General features: G+C 73.2%; 16 protein-coding genes. 14 read left to right on the top strand and 2 right to left on the bottom strand.

Annotated elements, in window-relative coordinates; translation table 11 throughout:
• Positions 1-186: 186 nt before the first annotated feature.
• Complete coding sequence (locus tag ACFXGA_RS28540; RefSeq protein ID WP_378093050.1) at positions 187-1,161, bottom strand: GlxA family transcriptional regulator; 975 nt, start codon at positions 1,159-1,161, stop codon at positions 187-189.
• Positions 1,162-1,232: 71 nt separating this feature from the next.
• On the opposite strand from ACFXGA_RS28540, the gene ACFXGA_RS28535 reads away from it, so the two are divergent.
• Both ACFXGA_RS28535 and ACFXGA_RS28530 read left to right on the top strand, forming a co-directional pair.
• A complete protein-coding gene (locus tag ACFXGA_RS28535; protein WP_378093048.1) occupies positions 1,233-2,504 on the top strand; it encodes an MFS transporter in 1,272 nt (423 codons plus the stop codon).
• A gap of 324 nt (positions 2,505-2,828) precedes the next feature.
• Positions 2,829-4,049 carry a cytochrome P450 gene (locus ACFXGA_RS28530; protein WP_378093046.1) on the top strand — a complete coding sequence of 407 codons (1,221 nt, stop codon included), beginning with the start codon at positions 2,829-2,831 and terminating at the stop codon, positions 4,047-4,049.
• Here ACFXGA_RS28530 and ACFXGA_RS28525 read toward each other — a convergent pair.
• Positions 4,021-4,704, bottom strand: a complete 684-nt coding sequence (locus ACFXGA_RS28525; protein ID WP_378093044.1) for a class I SAM-dependent methyltransferase — start codon at positions 4,702-4,704, stop codon at positions 4,021-4,023. The genes ACFXGA_RS28530 and ACFXGA_RS28525 overlap by 29 nt on opposite strands.
• Before the next feature lie 210 nt (positions 4,705-4,914).
• Here ACFXGA_RS28525 and ACFXGA_RS28520 point away from each other — a divergent pair, with 210 nt between their 5' ends.
• The 12 genes from ACFXGA_RS28520 (at position 4,915) to ACFXGA_RS28465 (ending at position 18,141) form a co-directional block, all read left to right on the top strand.
• Positions 4,915-5,823, top strand: a complete 909-nt coding sequence (locus ACFXGA_RS28520) for an ABC transporter ATP-binding protein (RefSeq protein ID WP_378093042.1) — start codon at positions 4,915-4,917, stop codon at positions 5,821-5,823.
• 9 nt (positions 5,824-5,832) lie between these two features.
• A complete protein-coding gene (locus tag ACFXGA_RS28515) occupies positions 5,833-6,573 on the top strand; it encodes an ABC transporter permease (protein WP_378093039.1) in 741 nt (246 codons plus the stop codon).
• A 3-nt stretch (positions 6,574-6,576) separates the two neighbouring features.
• A complete protein-coding gene (locus ACFXGA_RS28510) occupies positions 6,577-7,860 on the top strand; it encodes a sensor histidine kinase (RefSeq protein WP_378093037.1) in 1,284 nt (427 codons plus the stop codon).
• A complete protein-coding gene (locus ACFXGA_RS28505; protein ID WP_378093035.1) occupies positions 7,857-8,486 on the top strand; it encodes a response regulator in 630 nt (209 codons plus the stop codon). The genes ACFXGA_RS28510 and ACFXGA_RS28505 overlap by 4 nt, the downstream gene beginning before the upstream one ends.
• A gap of 80 nt (positions 8,487-8,566) precedes the next feature.
• Positions 8,567-9,214, top strand: coding sequence for a GntR family transcriptional regulator (locus ACFXGA_RS28500; RefSeq protein WP_378093033.1), 648 nt, complete (start codon positions 8,567-8,569; stop codon positions 9,212-9,214).
• A complete protein-coding gene (locus ACFXGA_RS28495) occupies positions 9,211-9,684 on the top strand; it encodes an OsmC family protein (protein WP_378093031.1) in 474 nt (157 codons plus the stop codon). The genes ACFXGA_RS28500 and ACFXGA_RS28495 overlap by 4 nt, the downstream gene beginning before the upstream one ends.
• 234 nt (positions 9,685-9,918) lie before the next feature.
• Complete coding sequence (locus tag ACFXGA_RS28490; protein ID WP_378093029.1) at positions 9,919-10,950, top strand: LacI family DNA-binding transcriptional regulator; 1,032 nt, start codon at positions 9,919-9,921, stop codon at positions 10,948-10,950.
• A 214-nt stretch (positions 10,951-11,164) separates the two neighbouring features.
• Positions 11,165-12,673 carry an L-arabinose isomerase gene (gene araA / locus ACFXGA_RS28485; protein ID WP_378093027.1) on the top strand — a complete coding sequence of 503 codons (1,509 nt, stop codon included), beginning with the start codon at positions 11,165-11,167 and terminating at the stop codon, positions 12,671-12,673.
• A gap of 54 nt (positions 12,674-12,727) precedes the next feature.
• Positions 12,728-14,029 carry an ABC transporter substrate-binding protein gene (locus tag ACFXGA_RS28480; protein ID WP_378093025.1) on the top strand — a complete coding sequence of 434 codons (1,302 nt, stop codon included), beginning with the start codon at positions 12,728-12,730 and terminating at the stop codon, positions 14,027-14,029.
• Between the two features lie 347 nt (positions 14,030-14,376).
• On the top strand, positions 14,377-15,327 hold the full coding sequence (locus tag ACFXGA_RS28475) for a carbohydrate ABC transporter permease (RefSeq protein ID WP_378093023.1): 951 nt from the start codon (positions 14,377-14,379) through the stop codon (positions 15,325-15,327).
• 4 nt (positions 15,328-15,331) lie between these two features.
• On the top strand, positions 15,332-16,198 hold the full coding sequence (locus ACFXGA_RS28470; RefSeq protein WP_378093021.1) for a carbohydrate ABC transporter permease: 867 nt from the start codon (positions 15,332-15,334) through the stop codon (positions 16,196-16,198).
• 2 nt (positions 16,199-16,200) lie between these two features.
• Complete coding sequence (locus tag ACFXGA_RS28465) at positions 16,201-18,141, top strand: glycoside hydrolase family 127 protein (protein ID WP_378093019.1); 1,941 nt, start codon at positions 16,201-16,203, stop codon at positions 18,139-18,141.
• Positions 18,142-18,295: the final 154 nt, after the last annotated feature.

The following is an 18,295-nucleotide window of genomic DNA, read 5'->3' as shown; positions in this document are numbered from 1 at the left end:
GCGCCGGCCCTCGACGGGTCGGCGCCGGACCGCCGTGCGCGTGCGGGCGGTCGTGCCGCGGTGCGTCCGGCTAAGGTCGGTGGTCGCGCGGCGTGGTGCGGTGCGGCGTGTGGTCATGCGGTGGGCGTGGCGTCTTGCGACGCGGGGTGTCGATGTGCCGCTTGCCGTTCCGGGGCGGGCGCGGGCCTACCCGGCGGACCGGAACGTGGTGCGGTAGGCGCTGGGCGCCACGCCGAGGGTCGCGCTCATCTGCTGCCGCAGCGCCGCGCCCGTGCCGAAGCCCGCGTGCCGCGCCACCTGGTCGACGGCGAGGTCCGTGGTCTCCAGCAGGTGCCGCGCCCGCTCCACCCGCTGCTGCGTGAGCCACTTGCCGGGGCTGATCCCGGTCTCCTCGCGGAACCGGCGGGTGAACGTGCGCACGCTCATCCGGGCGTGCGCGGCCAGCGACCGCAGGTCCAGCGGCTCGTGCAGGTGCTCCAGCGCCCACGCGCGGGCCGGTGCGGTGGACGTGTCGGCCACCGTCGGGATCGGGCGCACGATGAACTGCGACTGCCCGCCCGGCCGCCACGGCGGCACGACGCACCGGCGCGCCGCCATGTTCGCCACCCCGCTGCCGTGGTCCTCCCGCACGACGTGCAGGCACAGGTCCACCCCCGCGCCCACGCCGGCCGAGGTGAGGATCCGGCCCTCGTCGGCGAACAGCACGTCCGGGTCCAGCTCGACCGCCGGGAACAGCCGCCGGAACTGCTCCGCGTGCGCCCAGTGCGTGGTGGCGCGGCGGCCGTCCAGCAGCCCGGCCGCGGCCAGCACGAACGCGCCCGTGCAGATCGACATGACCCGCGCGCCCCGGTCCGCCGCCGCGCGCAGGGCGTCGCGCACCGGCGCGTCCACCGTGCCGTCGGTCAGCACCCGCGAGTCGTAGTGGACGCCGGCCACGAGCACCGTGTCGGCCTCGGCCAGCAGCTCCAGCCCGTGCTCGGGGGTGACCGTGAAGCCCGCCGAGCTGCGCACCGGCCTCCCGCCGGGCGTGCACACCCGGACCTGGTAGAACCGTCGCTCCTGCTGGTCGCGGGCGGCGTGGAAGACCTGCGTGGGTGTGCCGAGGTCGAACGCGACGACCTCGTCCAGCGCGAGCACGGCAACCAGGTGCGGTCGGGTCATGGCCCGATTCTTGCACAGGATGGCCATCAAGCCACTTTTCGGAACCGGCCCGCATCGAGCACCCTTGTCCCGTGATTCGCAACAAGCAACTCTGGCCCTGGATGATCGCGGGCATCGGTTTCGTCGCGCTCGTCGGCGCCGCTGGGTTCCGTTCCACCCCGGGCGCGCTGGTGGACCCCCTGCAACGCGAGTTCGGGTGGTCGACCGGCACCATCGGCTTCGCCATGTCGGTCAACCTGGCGCTGTACGGCGTGACCGCGCCGTTCGCCGCCGCCCTGATGGAGCGCTTCGGCGTGCGCAAGGTGACGGCCGGCGCGATGGCGCTGATCGCGCTGGGCAGCGGGTTGACCATCTTCATGACGGCGGCGTGGCAGCTCGTGCTCCTCTGGGGCGTGATGGTGGGCCTCGGCGCCGGTTCCATCTCGTTGGGCTTCGTGGCCACCATCGGCACGCGGTGGTTCGTCAAGCGCCAGGGCCTGGTCACCGGCCTGCTCTCGGCCGGTGGCGCGACCGGTTCGCTGGTCTTCCTGCCGCTCGTGGCGTCGTTGACGGAGTCCTCGGGCGGGTGGCGCTCGGCGGCGATCGTGGTGTCGCTCGTGGCGTTCGCGACCGTGCCGCTGGTCCTGCTGTTCTTCCGCGAGCACCCGGCCGACCTGAACATCCCGCCGTACGGCGCGGACGAGGTCGTGCCCGCGCCGCCGGTGACCGGCAACGCCGCGCGCCTGGCCATCGACGGGCTGAAGAACGCCGCCCGCACCAAGCCGTTCTGGTTCCTCGCGCTGGGCTTCGCCATCTGCGGCGCGACCACCAACGGCCTGGTCGCCACGCACTTCATCCCCGCCGCGCACGACCACGGCATGCCGAGCGTCCACGCGGCGGGCCTGCTGGCCCTGATCGGCGTGTTCGACCTGATCGGCACGATCCTGTCCGGCTGGCTCACCGACCGCGTCGACTCCCGGATCCTGCTGGGCGTCTACTACGTGCTGCGCGGCATCTCGCTGCTGGTGCTGCCGTCGCTGTTCCACGAGTCCATCACCGGGCCGATGATCGTGTTCGTCATCTTCTACGGCATGGACTTCATCGCCACCGTGCCGCCGACCGTCGCGCTGTGCCGCGAGCACTACGGCATGTCCGCGCCGATCGTGTTCGGCTGGGTCTTCGCCTCGCACCAGATCGGCGCGGCGATCGCCTCGACGCTGGCCGGGATCACCCGCGACAGCTACGGCGACTACGCGCCCGCCTGGTACGTGGCCGGGGCGCTCAGCATCGGCGCTGCCCTGTTGTCCCTGATGATCAGTCGCAAGGTGGCCGAGAACCGCACCGGAACCCCCGCGGCCGCCTGACCACCAGGGCAGGTCGAGCGGACGCCTCCGCGAATCCCCCCTTCGTCCGGAAGGCGTCGCTCACCCGACGAGGCCCGGTTCGGTCCGCCGAACCGGGCCTCGTCGTGTGCCGGGCGGATGTCCGGGGTTGTGGTCGGGGTCGGCGTGCGGGCCGTCCTGCCGGGTCGTCGGTGGGGCGGCGTGCGGCCGGGCCGTGCCTCGGAGGCGGCGGCGGACGGGTGTTCGCGGATCGGGGCGGCGTCAGGGTCGTGTCAGAGCGGTGTCAGCGGCGTGTCCGGCCGGTCGGTGATCGTGACCGGGACACCCGCCACGGAAGGAACACCGATGACCCGAACGGCCGACATCCCGCACGGCCTGCCCGTGGAGCGCGACGCGGGGCCCTTCGACCCGCCCCGGCGGATCAGCGACCTGCGCGCCACCCGCCCGGTCAGCCCCCTGATCTTCCCCGACGGCCACGAGGGCTGGCTCGTCACCGGCTACGACGAGGTCCGGCAGCTCCTGGCCGACACCCGCTTCAGCTCCCGCCAGGACATCGGCGTCCTGCACGTGCCCTACGGGGACGTGGCCGCCACCGAGCCGTCACCGCAGGTGCCAGGCCTGTTCATCGCCATGGACCCGCCGGACCACACCCGGCTGCGGCGCAAGCTCACCGGCGCGTTCACCGTCAAGCGGATGAAGCAGCTCGAAGAGCGCGTCGCGGAGATCGTGGCACGGCAGCTGGACGAACTCGCCACCCTCACGCCGCCGGTCGACCTGGTCGAGCGGTTCGCGCTCCCCGTGCCGTCGCTGGTGATCTGCGAACTGCTCGGCGTCCCCTACGCGGACCGGGAGACCTTCCAGGTCAACTCCGCCCGGTTCCTGGAGCGGGACGTGGCGATCGACGAGAAGATGGCCGCGTACCACGCGATGACCGCCTACCTGGCCGAACTGGTCACCCGCAAGCGCGCCGACCCCGACGAGGACCTCCTGTCGGACCTCGCCCGCCACGACGACCTCACGGTCGAGGAGCTGACCGGCGTCGCCTTCCTGCTCCTGCTCGCGGGCCACGAGACGACCGCGAACGTGCTCGCGCTGGGCACGTTCGCGCTGCTGGAGCACCCCGGGCAGCTCGCCGCCCTGCGCGCCGACGCGGACCTGCTGCCCGGCGCGGTCGAGGAGCTGATGCGCTACCTGTCCGTCGCCGACATCTTCTACCGCTACGCCACGGAGGACATCGAGCTGGGCGGCGAGACGATCGGCCGGGGGTGCACCGTCGTGGTGTCGTTGCTGGCCGCCAACCGCGACCCCCGGCGCTTCGAGGACCCCGACGCCCTGGACGTGCGCCGGGCGGCCCGCGGTCACCTGGGCTTCGGCCACGGCGTCCACCAGTGCCTCGGCCAGCAACTGGCCCGGATCGAGCTGCGTGCCGGGTTCGCCGGGCTCCTGCGCCGCTTCCCGACCCTCCGGCTCGCCGTGCCCGCCGACCGGGTCAGGCTCAAGAGCGACATGAACCTCTACGGCGTGCACGAGCTGCCGGTCACCTGGACGCCGGCCGCGCCCGCCTGACGGCGCGCACGACGACGTCGTGCAACTCCCGCCCGTGCCTGTGCCCGTGTGCGTCGCCGTGCCCCTGCTCCTGGTCGTGGTCGTGGGTCTGCCCGTGGCCGCCGAGGGTCCGCCGGCCCTCCTCGGCGGTGATGACCTCCCACTCCGCCGGGTCCAGGCGCGCGGTGATGGCCGCGGCGGTGGCGGACGCCTCGGCGGGCGGGTGGTCGTCACCGGACCCGTGGTCGTGGTGGAGGTGGCCGACGATCAGCAGGGTGCCGCCGGGCGCGACCCAGCCGGCGATTCGGTCGTAGAAGTCCAACTGCGGCATCGCGGGGTGGGCGTAGTGGGTCATGACCAGGTCGAACGGCGCGTCGGGACGCCACACGGCCAGGTCCGCCTCGACCCACCGCACGTCCACCCCGCCCGCCGCCGCGCGCTCGGCCGCGCGGGCCAGCGCCGCGGCCGAGATGTCGGCCCCGGTCACCCGCCAGCCGCGCGAGGCGAGCCGGATCGCCTCGGCCCCGGCACCGCACCCGGCGTCCAGCGCGGTGCCCGGCACGAGCCCTTCCGTCTCCCGGTCGAGGTAGGGGTTGGGCGGGCTCGCCCCCATGGACCCGCCGTCGCCCGGTCGCCAGTGCCGTTCCCAGTACGCCTTGTCGAACTCGTGCGCCATGGTCGTCCTCCCGCTCTCCTGCCGACCACGCCGATTCTGACCACGAAGACGGCGGATCGGCAAAGTCCGTTGCCAGAATGGCAACACCGTCACGGCCGGGGCGGAGGCCGCGGTCAACCGATCGGCTGATCCCCTCCTCCACCGCGGCCGAGCGCGGGTCTGGCCGGGCAGTCGATCCGGCGCACCCCTCCCGACCTGCACGCTCGTCCCATGGCGATCATCGAGGTGACCAACCTCGTCAAGCGGTACGGCGACCACACCGCGGTGGACGGGGTGAGCTTCGCCGTCGAGCAGGGCGAGATCTTCGGCATCCTGGGCCCGAACGGGGCCGGCAAGACCACGACCGTCGAGTGCGTCGAGGGGTTGCGCACCCCGGACGGGGGCGAGATCCGCGTGGGCGGGATCGACCCGCGACGGGACGAGGCGCGGCTGCGGCACCTGCTCGGCGCGCAGCTCCAGGAGAGCGAGCTGCCGGACAAGCTGAAGGTCGGCGAGGCCATGGAGCTGTTCAGCTCCTTCTACGCCCGGCCGGCCGACTGGCGCGAGCTGATCGAGACGCTGCGCCTGACCGACAAGCTCGGCACGCAGTTCCGGAACCTGTCCGGCGGGCAGAAGCAGCGGCTGTCGATCGCGCTGGCCCTGGTCGGCAACCCGCGCGTGGCGGTGCTCGACGAGCTGACCACCGGCCTCGACCCGCAGGCCCGCCGCGACACGTGGGACCTGATCGAGCGCGTCCGCGACCGGGGCGTGACGATCCTGCTGGTCACCCACTTCATGGAGGAGGCCGAGCGGCTCTGCGACCGCCTCGCCCTGGTGGACGCCGGTCGGGTCGTCGCCCTCGACACCCCGGCCGGGCTGGTGGCCAGGGTGGACGACCGGCAGCGGATCCGGTTCCGGCCCTCCGCGCCCCTGGACCACGCGGTGCTGACCGTGTTGCCCGAGGTCACGTCGGTCGAGCGGGCGGGCGGCCAGCTCGTCGTCACCGGCACCGGCAACCTGCTGCTCGCCGTGACCACCGCGCTCGCCCGCAACCAGGTCGTCGCCGGCGACCTGCGGGTCGAGCAGACCTCGCTGGACGACGCGTTCGTCGCGCTCACCGGCCGCCCCATCGACTCCTGAGGAGACCCCGTGCCCGCCCTGACCAGGCTCACCGCCACCGAGACCAAGCTGTTCTTCCGCGAGCCGACGAGCGTGTTCTTCGCGCTCGCGTTCCCGCCGCTCCTGCTCGTCATCCTCGGCCTGATCCCGGACTTCCGGGAACCCGACCCGGAACTGGGCGGCGCGCGGGTGATCGACCTGTACGCGCCGATCATCGTCGCGATGGCGATCACCATGTTCGCGATCAGCGGCCTGCCGCAGGGGTTCGCCACCTACCGCGAGAAGGGCGTGCTGCGGCGCATGCGCACCACGCCCGTGAAGCCGGTGGTGATGCTCGGCGCGCAACTGCTGATGTCCACCGCCCTGTCCGTCGTGGTGATGGTGGTCGTGCTGGCCGTCGCCCGGCTCGCCTTCGGCGTCCACCTGCCCCGGCAGGTGCCCGCCTACGTCCTCGCGTACGTGCTGTGCGCGGTGGCGATGTTCGCGATCGGCCTGCTCGTCGCCTCGCTGGCCCGCAGCGGCAAGAGCGCGGGCGCGATCGGGTCGCTGCTGTTCTTCCCGTTCCTGTTCTTCGGCGGCCTGTGGGCTCCCCGCGAGACGATGAACGACCTGCTGCGGACCATCAGCGACTTCACGCCGCTGGGCGCGGGCGTGCAATCATTGTCCGACGCCGCCGGCGGTCACTGGCCGCAGTGGCCGCACGTGGCGGTCATGCTGGGGTGGACGATCGTGGCCGGCGGGCTGGCCGCGCGGTACTTCCGCTGGGAGTAGGTCGTGAGCATCGAGGCCGAGCTGCGGGAGGAGTTCGACCGCTGGGAGCGCGGCGAGGCGAAGGTCTTCCGGATCCTGCCCTACTTCCTGCTGTCGATCGGCACCTCCATCACGCTGCTGCAGCCGATCTGGCACGAGCCGGTGGCGTACCCGGAGGTGCTGGGCCTCTCGGGCGCGACCCTGCTCTGGCTGCTGTGGTTCCACACGCTCCACCCCGAGTGGCACGGCAACGGCCCGGTCATGGCGGTGTACTTCGTCGGGCTGATCGGGCTGGCCTTCGGCCTGGTGGCGCTCGCGCCCTGGTACGGCTTCTTCGCCTTCGTCGGCTACCCGCAGGCGTTCCAGTACCTCAAGGGCGGGTGGCGGTACGTCGGGATCGCGGCCACGGCGATGGTCGCGTCGCTGTCGTACCTGGGCGGCCTGGCCAACGTCCGGGACGACGACCTGTGGCTCGGCTGGCCGATCCTCGGGGCGATCGTCACGCTGCTGGCCGGCGCGTTCTCCCACTTCGCGGAGCGGGCCGACCGGCGCAACGACAAGCAGAAGCAGGCGCTGGCCGAGCTGCACGAGGCCAACGTCAAGCTGGAGGCCGCGCTGGAGGAGAACGCGGGCCTGCACGCCCAGCTCCTGGTGCAGGCCCGCGAGGCCGGGGTGCTGGACGAGCGGCAGCGGATGGCGCGCGAGATCCACGACACGCTGGCCCAAGGGCTCGCCGGCATCCTCACCCAGCTCCAGGCCGCCGAGCAGACGATGGCCGAGCCCACGACCGCGCGCCGGCACGTGACGAACGCGATGAACCTGGCGCGGGAGAGCCTCACCGAGGCGCGCCGGACCGTCCACGCCGTCGAGCCGTCGGTGTTGGCCGAGGCCAGGCTCCCGGACGCGATCAACGACGTCACCAGGCGCTGGGCGGAGGCCAACGCCGTGGACGCGGTGCTCACCACCACCGGCGACCCCCGGCCCATGCACGCCGACGTCGAGGTGGCGTTGCTGCGGACCGCGCAGGAGGCGCTCGCGAACGTGGCCAAGCACGCCCGCGCGGGCCGGGTGGGGCTCACGCTGTCCTACATGGAGGACCTGGTGACGTTGGACGTGCGGGACGACGGCGTGGGCTTCGACCCGGCCGCCAGGCGCGCGAACGGCTCGGCGAGCGGCGGGTTCGGGCTCGCCGGCATGCGGCAGCGGGTGCAGCGCCTCGCCGGTCGGCTGGAGATCGAGTCGGAGCCGGGCGGCGGCACCGCGATCTCGGCGACGGTCCCCGCGATCCCGGCCGGGGGCGCGGAATGATCAAGCTGCTGATCGTGGACGACCACCCGGTGGTGCGGGACGGGCTGCGCGGCATGTTCAGCGCCGACCCGCGCTTCGAGGTGCTGGGCGAGGCGGGCGACGGCGCGGAGGCCATCGCCGCCGCCGACCGGCTGCGGCCCGACGTCGTCCTCATGGACCTGCGGATGCCCGGCACGGACGGCGTCACCGCGATCAAGGAGCTGGCGAAGCGCGGGGTGCCCGCCCGCGTGCTGGTGCTGACCACGTACGACACGGACTCGGACGTGCTGCCCGCGATCGAGGCGGGCGCGACCGGCTACCTGCTCAAGGACGCGCCGCGCGAGGAGCTGTTCCGCGCCGTGGAGGCGGCGGCCCGCGGCCAGGCGGTGCTCTCGCCCGCCGTCGCGACCCGGCTGATGGGGCAGATGCGCCAACCCGCGTCCGAGCCGCTGTCGCAGCGCGAGCTGGAGGTGCTGGAGCTGATCGCGCGGGGCTCGACCAACCGCGAGGCGGCGAAGCAGCTGTTCATCAGCGAGGCGACGGTCAAGACCCACCTGCTGCACGCGTACGCGAAGCTCGGCGTCAACGACCGGGCGGCGGCCGTGGCCACCGCGTTCTCCCGCGGCTACCTCACGCCCAAGAGCTGAGGGGATCCCGCTTCCCGGCGGGGAGCGGCTTGCCCTACGACGTATACTTTGTATACATTGCGTACAAGGGGGTGCCGCGAGTGACGAGGTCGGTGTACCGGGAGGTGCGCGACCTGATCGTGCTCGGCGCGTACCCGGCCGGTCGGCCGGTCACCGAGCAGGAGCTGTGCGCACGGCTGGGGGTCAGCCGCACGCCCGTCCGCGAGGCGTTGCGCCGGTTGGAGAGCGACGGGCTGGTCCACGCCGCGCGGCGCGGCGTGACGGTGGTCGAGCTGGGCGGGAAGGCGTTGCGGGACGCCTACCTCGTGCGCGCGGCGCTGGAGGCGTTGACCGCCGAGACGGCCGCGCACCGCAGGCGGGCGGGCGAGGTGGCGCCGGCGGCGCTGGCCCGGCTCGCCGAGCACGCCGACCTGGCCGACGTCGCCACCCGGCGGGGCGACCTGCTCGACGGTGTCCGGCGCAACCGCGCGTTCCACCGGCACGTCGCGGTGCTCGCCGACAACCCCGTGGCGCTGGAGGCGTTGGACCGCGTCTGGGACCAGATCACCGTCTCCACCCGCGCCTCGCTCGCCGCGCCCGCCCGCCCGGCGCGGGTGGACGAGGAACACCGCCTGCTGATCGCGGCCATCACCGGCGGGCGGCCGGACGAGGCGGCCGCCCACGCCCGCGGGCACGTCCTGGCGACGATGTCCGCGTTGTCCGGACAGGACGGAGGAACACCGGCATGACCACCGAGCACGGGTACCGGGTCGCGGTGCGCTGGACCGGCAACACCGGCGTCGGCACGGCGAACTACCGGGGCTACGGCCGCGACCACGACGTGACCGCCCAGGGCAAGCCGACGCTGCGCGCCAGTGCCGACCCCGCCTTCCGCGGCACGCCGGACCGCTGGAACCCGGAGGAGCTGCTGGTCGCCTCGCTGTCGCAGTGCCACATGCTCACCTACCTGTCGCTGTGCGCCCGCGCCGGCGTCGTCGTGCTCGACTACGCCGACGAGGCGAGCGGGGTCATGCGCGAGGAGCCGGGCAACACCGGCCGGTTCGCGGAGGTCGTGCTGCGGCCCGAGGTGACCGTCGCCGACGCGTCGATGGTCGGCCGGGCCGAACAGTTGCACGGGCGGGCGCACGAGGACTGCTTCATCGCGCGGTCGGTCGCCTTCCCGGTCCGGCACGTGCCGTCGGTTCGCCCGGCCGGCTGAAACCCCTTTCGGTCACCGGGTCGGCGGGCTCGCGGCAGCCGGGTGATCGGCCGCCGAGGTGCGCCACCCGATGTGCACGCTCACATATGAGGATCCTTCGGTTTGACTGTGTAACACCGCCCCCGAACGGGCGCCCGGCCCGTCGAAAAGGGTTTCGGCGCGGTATCGTCGTGCGCGGAGGGACCGTCACGACGCCGTCGGCAGCGGGCGTCGGACGCGGAGAGGGAGCGTGGCATGAGCACTGGGTCGAAGGTCCCCGGCAAGCGGGCGCCCACGTTGACCGACGTGGCGAAGCTGGCCGGGGTGTCGGTCGCCACCGCGTCCAAGGCGATCAACGGCCGGGACGAGGTCAAGGACGAGACGCGGGAACGCGTGCTCAAGGCGGCGGAACTGCTCTCCTTCGCGCCCAACGCGCTCGCCCGCGGCCTGCTCGGCGGCCGGACCGGCACGGTCGGGCTGCTGACCAGCGACCTGGAGGGCCGGTTCTCGATCCCGATCCTGATGGGCGCGGAGGACGCGTTCGGCGCGGGCCAGGTCTCGGTCTTCCTGTGCGACGCGCGCGGTGACGCGATCCGCGAGGCGCACCACGTGCGCGCGCTGCTGTCGCGGCGGGTGGACGGACTGATCGTGGTCGGCTCCGACACCGACCCGCGCCCTCCGCTGGCGGGCTCCATCCCGGTGCCGGTCGTCTACGTCTACGCGCCCTCGGCCGACCCGGCCGACATCTCGCTCACCGTGGACAACGTGGGCGGCGGCCGGCTGGCCGTCGAGCACCTGCTCGCCTGCGGCCGGCGCCGCATCGCCCACATCACCGGCGAGCACGGGTTCGCCGCCGCCCGGGACCGGGCGCAGGGGGCCGCGGTCGCGCTCGCCGACGCCGGCCTGACCATGCTCGGCGGCAAGCCGTACTACGGGTCGTGGGACGAGACGTGGGGGAGGGCCGCCGCGCACCTGGTGGTCGAGCAGCACCCGGAGGTCGACGCGATCTTCTGCGGCAGCGACCAGATAGCGCGGGGCGTGCTGGAGAGCCTGCGCGACCTCGGCCGCGACGTGCCGCGCGACATCTCGGTGATCGGGTTCGACAACTGGGACGCGATCGTCGCGCACTCCCGGCCCCGGCTGACCAGCGTCGACATGAACCTCGAACGCCTCGGCGCGGTCGCGGGCCGGCGGCTGTTCGCGGCCATCGACGGCGGCGACGGCCCCACGTCGGAGCAGTACCCGGGCCGCGTCGTGGTCCGCGATTCGACCGCGCCGTCGAGCTGACCGGCCGCGCGGCGGGGTGACCCTGCCCGGCCGCGCCTGATCCTCACCCGCTGCGCAACGGCCCTTCGACCAGGGCCGTTGCGCTTTTTCGTGTGCCCGGCACACCTCGCGCCGACCTGGCGAAACTGGCCGAAATGAACCGTTGACATGCCGGAAACAGCCAGCCAGAATCTCCGAAAAGGTTTTCGGGACGCGGAGAGGTGGGTGGGCCGTCGTGGCGATCGCGGACGCGCCGGCAGAGGTCTGGTTCCTCACCGGGAGCCAGTCGCTGTACGGGGAGCGGGTGCTCGAGCAGGTCGCGGAGCAGTCCCGCGAGGTGTGCCGGACCGTCGCCGACGGCCTGGGCGCCGGCCCGCGCGTGGTGTGGAAGCCGGTGCTCACCACGGCCGACGCGATCCGCCGCACCCTGCTCGACGCCACCGCGGACGACGCGGTGGTCGGCGTCATCGCCTGGATGCACACCTTCTCGCCCGCCAAGGCGTGGATCGCCGGCCTGTCCGCGCTGGGCAAGCCGCTGCTGCACCTGCACACCCAGGCCAACCGGTCCCTGCCCTGGGCCGAGCTGGACATGGACTTCATGAACCTCAACCAGGCCGCGCACGGCGACCGCGAGTTCGGCTACGTGCAGTCGCGGCTGGGCGTGGCCCGCAAGACGGTCGTCGGCTTCACCGCCGACCGGGCGGTGCTCGACCGGATCGGCGCCTGGGTCCGCGCCGCGACCGGGTGGCGCGCGGCGCGGGCGCTGCGGCTGGCCCGCTTCGGCGACAACATGCGCGACGTCGCGGTGACCGAGGGCGACAAGGTCGGCGCGCAGGCGACGCTCGGCGTCTCGGTCAACGCCTACGGGGTCAACGACCTGGTCGAGGTCGTGGACGGGGTCGCGGACGCGGACGTGGACGCGCTGGTCGGCGACTACGAGGAGCGCTTCGCCGTGGCGGCGGAGCTGCGGCGCGGCGGCGAGCGGCACGAGTCCCTGCGCTACGGGGCCCGCATCGAGCTGGGCCTGCGCCACTTCCTCACCGACGGCGGGTTCGGCGCGTTCACCACGAACTTCGAGGACCTGGGCGGCCTGCGGCAGCTGCCGGGGCTGGCCGTGCAGAACCTGATGGCCGACGGCTACGGGTTCGGCGGCGAGGGCGACTGGAAGACCGCGGCGCTGCTGCGCATCCTCAAGGTCGTCGCCGGCGACCGGCCCGGCGGCACCTCGTTCATGGAGGACTACACCTACCACTTCGGGCCGGGCGAGCCGAAGATCCTCGGCGCGCACATGCTGGAGGTCTGCCCGAGCATCGCGGCGGACCGGCCCAGCCTGGAGGTCCACCCGCTCTCGATCGGCGGCCGCGAGGACCCGGTGCGCCTGGTCTTCACCGCCGCGCCCGGCCCGGGGATCGTCGTGGGCCTCGCCGACCTCGGCGGCCGGTTGCGGCTGACCGCCAACGAGATCGACCTGGTGGAGCCGGACGAGCCGCTGCCGCGCCTGCCGGTCGCCCGCGCGGTCTGGCGGCCGCGACCCGACCTGGCCACGTCGGCCGAGTGCTGGCTGATCGCCGGCGGTCCGCACCACACCGTGCTCAGCACCGCCGTGGACCGGGAGGCGCTGGCCGACTTCGCCGAGATGGCGGGCGTCGAGCTGGTCCTGGTCGACGCGGCGACCGAGCACCGGTCGTTCGCCGACCGGCTCCGCTGGAACAACGCCTACCACCGGCTCGCGCAGCGGCTCTGACGCCGCCCCCGATCGGCAGGGACGAACCACCGCGAAATCGAGGAGGAGCACCACATGAGGCGAACCTTGGGCCGACGGACCGCGCTGCGGTCACTGGCCGGGGCCTTCGCGGCGACGCTGCTGTTCGCCGTGGCGGCGTGCGGGGGCGGCGGTGACACGGGCGGCGCCGGGGCCGTCGACGCCGGCCCGACCGGGGTGGACGACGGCAGCGAGCTGACCCTGTGGACCCGCGCGCCGCTGGAGAAGCAGGCGAAGCTGCTGGTCGAGGCGTACAACGCGAGCCACCGCAACAAGGTCGACCTCACCGTCGTGCCCAACGACGACTACGTCGCCAAGGTGGGCGCGGCGGCCGGCTCCGACGGCCTGCCCGACCTGTTCGCCGCGGACATCGTGTACGTGCCGAACTGGGTCGGCCAGGGGCTGTTCAAGGACCTGAGCGCCAACATCGACGGCCTGGAGTTCAAGGACAGCATCAACAAGGGCCACCTGTCGGCGGGCACGCTCGACGGCAAGGCGCACGTGCTGCCGTTCGTGCTGGACCTGTCGATGCTGTTCTGGAACAAGCAGCTCTTCGCCGACGCCGGGCTGGACCCGGAGAAGGCCCCCGCGACGCTGGCCGAGTACGCCGACGCGGCCAAGAAGGTCCAGGCGCTGGGCAAGCCCGGCGTCTACGGCACCGCGGCCGGGCTCAACTGCGGCGGCTGCCTGGTCTTCACCTGGTTCCCGTCCGTCTGGGCCGGTGGCGGCGAGGTGCTGAGCGAGGACGGCAAGGAGTCCAAGCTCGCCGACGGCACGGCCAAGGAGGTCTACGACACCTGGCGCGACCTGTGGCAGTCCGGCGCGGTCCTGCCGTCCTCCTCGGGCGAGACCGGTCCCACGTGGACGGCCGCCTTCACCGAGGGCAAGGTCGGCCTGATGTTCTACCCGGCCACGCTGCTGTCCTCGACGCCGTTCGACGTCGGGGTGGCGGGCATCCCCGGACCGGGCGGCGGCGCGTCCACGTTCGTCGGCGGTGACGGCATCGGCGTCTCCAAGGACTCGAAGAAGGCCGCCCAGGCGTGGAACTTCCTGAGCTGGATGATGTCCGAGGAGGCCCAGGTCGAGGTGCTGGCCAAGAACAAGGACGTGGTGTCCCGCGCCGACCTCGCCCAGAACAAGTACGCCACCGAGGACCCGCGCCTGGTGACCATCAACGAGGTGGCGGGCAAGGGCGACACCCCCGTCGCGCCGAACTTCCAGCAGGCGTTCAACGCGCCCAACAGCCCGTGGCTCACGTTGGTGCGCAACCAGGTCCTCAACGGCGGCGGCGACCTCGGCAAGGACAACGACGAGATCACCGCGGTGCTCGGCCAGTAGTCCCCGGCGGGCGGGTGCGCGGACCGCGCCCGCCCGCCACCGGGCGGACGGCACGCCCCCGGGTCGAGCGGGCGGCCAACCGTCCGCCGGCCACCACCGCGGACGGCACACGTCAGGGTCGATCGCGCGGGCGGCAGCCGGTGGTCCGCCGGCCGGCACGCGAACGGCACATCCCCCAACCGTGCCGGGCTTCGGCGAGCCCACCGGGCGGTCCACGCCGCCCATCACCCCCCTGAGCCGGGGAGTGAGCGTTGAACTCGGGTGTTCCGAACGTAGGACACGGTTGACGCGAACGTAGGACACGCGGGCGCGTCGGCGACCCGCCACCCCGACGACGAGAGGTTCCCATGAGCGAGACGAGCGTGGACGCGCCCTCGCGGCCGCCGGACACGCGAACGGACAGCCCTCCCGACCCGCCCGCGCGCGGCCGAGCCCGGCCCCGCGACCGGCGCTCCCTGCTCGGCTGGCTGTACGCGACCCCGACCGCGGTCTTCGTGGTGGCGCTGTTCCTGGTGCCGCTCGGGCTGGTGGTCGAGATGTCGCTGTCGCGGTGGCCGCTGCTCACCGGCGACCAGGGCTTCAACGCGCCCGCCAACTTCGTCAAGGCCGTCGACCACCGGTTCTTCACCGACTCGGTCGTCTTCACGCTGAAGTACACCGCGCTGGCGACCGTGCTGCTGCTGGTGATCGGCCTCGGCCTGGCCCTGCTGGTGCAGGAGTCGAGCCGGTGGAACAACCTGCTCCGCGCGTCGTTCCTCATCCCCAGCGCGCTCGGGCTCGCCTCGGCGTCGCTGCTGTTCTACGTGTTCTACTCGCCGTTCGCAAGCCCGTTGAAGTCCCTCATGGACAGTTGGGGCTTCACGTTCCTGGGCACGCCGACCGGCGCGCTGCTGTCGACCACGTTCCTGATCGTGTGGCGGTTCGCCGGGTTCTACATGGTGCTCATGCTGGTCGGGTTGCAGGGCATCCCGGCGGACGTGTTCGAGGCCGCCCGCTCGGACGGCGCGACCCGGTGGCAGACCTTCCGGCTGGTCACCCTGCCGCTGCTGCGGCCCACGCTCGCGCTGACGACGGTGCTGTGCGTGACCGGCTCCCTGCTGGCGTTCGAGCAGTTCTACATCCTGACCAAGGGCGGACCGGACAACAGCACCATCACCGTCGTCCAGCTCATCTACATGGTGGCGTTCCAGGGGCAGAACGACCTGGGCGTGGCGGGCGCGATCTCGGTGATCGCGCTGCTGGCGCTGATCGTCCTCAACGCGGTGCAACTGCGCGCGTTCCGGTCCGAGGAGAAGTGACGCGATGACCGCACTCGCACCGCCGAACTCGCGCGCGGCGAAGGGCACGACCGTCGCCGGCATCGCGCTGCGCATGCCGTACCGGGTGTTCACCGGGGCGTTGGCGCTGATCTTCGTGGGGCCGCTGATCTGGACCGCGGTCGCCTCCGTCTCGCCGCAGCCGGGCACGAACCAGACCGACGGCTGGGGCTTCGGCAACTACGAGACGCTGGCCGGCTACCAGGCGGGGATCTGGCGCTACCTGGCCAACTCGGCGTTCGTCTCGCTGCTCACGGTGGCCCTGACGCTGGTGACCTCGCTGCTGGGCGGGTACGCGTTCGCGCGGTTCCGCTTCCCGGGCCGCGACTTCCTGTTCCTGCTGACCCTGGCCATCCTCATGGTCCCGTACGCCACCCTGCTCATCCCGCTGTACGTGCTGCTCAACGAGGTGGGGCTGGAGAACTCGCTGGTGGGCGTCGCGCTCGTGCTCACCATGTTCCAGCTCCCGTTCTCCACGTTCCTGATGCGCATCTCGTTCGAGGCCGTGCCGCGCGAGCTGGACGAGGCCGCGACCGTGGACGGCTGCTCGCCGTGGGGCACGCTGTGGCGGGTGCTGCTGCCCGCGGTGAAACCGGGCCTGATCACCGTGGGGCTGTTCTCCTTCCTGGCCGCGTGGAACGACTTCATGGCGCCGCTGATCCTGATCAACGACTCCGAGCGCATGACGCTCCCGCTCGCCGTGTCCAACCTGCGCGGCCAGGTGCAGGGCGTCGTCGACTACGGGGCGACCGAAGCGGGCGTCGTCATCCTCGCCCTCCCGTGCATCGTCCTGTTCCTCCTGCTCCAACGACACTACGTGCGCGGCTTCATGTCCGGCGCGCTGAAAGGCTGAGCATGGCACGCACCGCACCCGCGGCACCTGTCCTGCCGGCCCGCGGGCGGCTCTGGCCGCTCGGGGTGGGCGACGTCCGGATCACCGGCGGGTTCTGGGCGCGGCGGCAGGAGGTCAACGCCGACGCGACCCTCGCGCACATCGAGCACTGGCTGGAGCGCGAGGGCTGGATCCGCAACTTCGACCTCGCCGCGTCCGGCGGCGACCTCGCCGGGCGGCGGCGGGGACGCGAGTTCTCCGACTCCGAGGTCTACAAGTACCTCGAAGCCCTGGCCTGGGAGATCGGCCGCCGCGACGACGACGGGCTCGAAGCGCGCTTCCGCGCCGTCGTGGCCAGGGTCGCCGCGGCCCAGGAGCCGGACGGCTACCTCAACACCAGGTTCGGCCGACCCGGGCAGCAGCCGCGCTGGTCGGACCTCGAATGGGGCCACGAGGTCTACTGCGTCGGGCACCTGCTGCACGCCGCGGTCGCCCGCGCCCGCACCAGGCCGGGCGCGGACGACGGGCTGGTGGAGGTCGCCCGCCGCGCCGCCGACAACCTCTGCGACACCTTCGGCGCGGACGGCCTCGACGGCGTCTGCGGCCACCCCGGCATCGAGACCGCGCTGGTGGAGTTCGCCCGGGTCACCGGGGACGACCGCTACCTCGTGCAGGCCGCGCTGTTCGTGGACCGGCGCGGCCACGGCCGGTTGCGGGACGTGGAGTTCGGCCGGGAGTACTTCCAGGACGAGACGCCGGTCCGGGAGGCCACCTCGCTGCGCGGGCACGCGGTGCGGGCCAACTACCTCGCCGCGGGCGCGGTCGACGTCGCGGTCGAGCTGAAGGACGTGGTGCTGCTCGACGCGGTGCGCGGCCAGTGGGCCAACGCGGTCACGCGGCGCACGTACGTCACCGGCGGGCAGGGCTCGCGCCACCAGGACGAGGCGTTCGGCGGCGACTGGGTGCTGCCGCCCGACCGCGCGTACTCCGAGACGTGCGCGGGCGTCGGCTCGGTGATGCTCGCCTGGCGGCTGCTGCTGGCCGACGGCGACCCCCGGTACGCCGACCTGATCGAGCGGACGTTGTTCAACGTCGTGTCCACGTCGCCGGCGGAGGACGGGCGCAGCTTCTTCTACGCCAACACCCTGCACCGCCGCGAGGTCGGCACGCGGCCCGACGCCGACCGGCCGAGCCTGCGCGCCGCGGCCTCGCTGCGCGCGCCCTGGTTCGAGGTCTCGTGCTGCCCGACCAACGTCGCCCGCACCCTGGCCAGCCTGTCGGCGTACGTCGCCACGGCCGACGACGAAGGGCTGCAACTGCACCAGTACGTGCCGGGCACGGTGGAGCACCGCCGTGCCGACGGCCGCCGCCTGCGCGTGTCGGTCGAGACCGGGTACCCGCACGACGGCGAGATCCGGGTGGTCGTGGACGGCGACGACGACCACCCGTGGGCGTTGACGCTGCGCGTGCCAGGCTGGGCCGAGCGAGGCGCGACCCTGACCGTCGACGGGCGGACCCGCGCGGTGGCGCCGGGCAGCGTCACGGAGCGGCGCACGTGGCGGCGCGGCGACGAGGTCGTGCTGCGCCTGCCGGTGGAGCCCCGGTTCACCCACCCCGACCCGCGCATCGACGCGGTCCGCGGCTGCGTCGCCGTGGAACGCGGGCCGGTCGTGCACGCCCTGGAGTCCGTGGACGTCCCGGGCGTCGGGTCCGTGGACGAGCTGCGCGTCGACACCTCCACCCCGCCGAAGCTGGTCGACGGCCGCGTCACCGTGCGCTGCGTGCGCGTGCGACCGCGCGACCACGACTGGCCCTACCTGCCGGACCCGGCCCGGGCCGCGCCCGAAGTCGACGACGAACCCGCCGACGTGCCGCTCGTGGCGTACCACGCGTGGGCCAACCGCGGCCCTTCCACGATGCGCGTCTGGCTGCCCACCGCTGATCCGAAGGAGGAAACGGCATGAGACGCGTGCGGAAGTCGCCCCTGTGGGCCGCCCTGACCGCGCTGGTCGTGGGAGGAGCCGTGGGGGGGGGGGGCCCCCCCCCCCCCCCCCCCCCCCCCCCCCCCCCCCCCCCCCCCGCCCCGCGGGGGGCCCCCCCCACCCGCGCCCCCCCCCC

It is taken from the genome of Actinosynnema sp. NPDC059335 (assembly GCF_042752395.1).
Lineage (GTDB): Bacteria > Actinomycetota > Actinomycetes > Mycobacteriales > Pseudonocardiaceae > Actinosynnema.
Note: the sequence above shows the minus strand (reverse complement) of the source record. Positions and strands in the feature narration are given on the sequence as shown.

Excerpts from the sequence above, each read along its gene's own strand:
- ACFXGA_RS28475 (WP_378093023.1), top strand. The coding sequence starts at position 14,377 with ATGAGCGAGACGAGCGTGGACGCGCCCTCGCGGCCGCCGGACACGCGA.
- ACFXGA_RS28470 (WP_378093021.1), top strand. The coding sequence starts at position 15,332 with ATGACCGCACTCGCACCGCCGAACTCGCGCGCGGCGAAGGGCACGACC.
- ACFXGA_RS28505 (WP_378093035.1), top strand. The coding sequence starts at position 7,857 with ATGATCAAGCTGCTGATCGTGGACGACCACCCGGTGGTGCGGGACGGG.
- ACFXGA_RS28525 (WP_378093044.1), bottom strand. The coding sequence starts at position 4,704 with ATGGCGCACGAGTTCGACAAGGCGTACTGGGAACGGCACTGGCGACCG.
- ACFXGA_RS28490 (WP_378093029.1), top strand. The coding sequence starts at position 9,919 with ATGAGCACTGGGTCGAAGGTCCCCGGCAAGCGGGCGCCCACGTTGACC.
- ACFXGA_RS28540 (WP_378093050.1), bottom strand. The coding sequence starts at position 1,161 with ATGACCCGACCGCACCTGGTTGCCGTGCTCGCGCTGGACGAGGTCGTC.
- ACFXGA_RS28480 (WP_378093025.1), top strand. The coding sequence starts at position 12,728 with ATGAGGCGAACCTTGGGCCGACGGACCGCGCTGCGGTCACTGGCCGGG.
- ACFXGA_RS28530 (WP_378093046.1), top strand. The coding sequence starts at position 2,829 with ATGACCCGAACGGCCGACATCCCGCACGGCCTGCCCGTGGAGCGCGAC.
- ACFXGA_RS28465 (WP_378093019.1), top strand. The coding sequence starts at position 16,201 with ATGGCACGCACCGCACCCGCGGCACCTGTCCTGCCGGCCCGCGGGCGG.
- ACFXGA_RS28495 (WP_378093031.1), top strand. The coding sequence starts at position 9,211 with ATGACCACCGAGCACGGGTACCGGGTCGCGGTGCGCTGGACCGGCAAC.
- ACFXGA_RS28520 (WP_378093042.1), top strand. The coding sequence starts at position 4,915 with ATGGCGATCATCGAGGTGACCAACCTCGTCAAGCGGTACGGCGACCAC.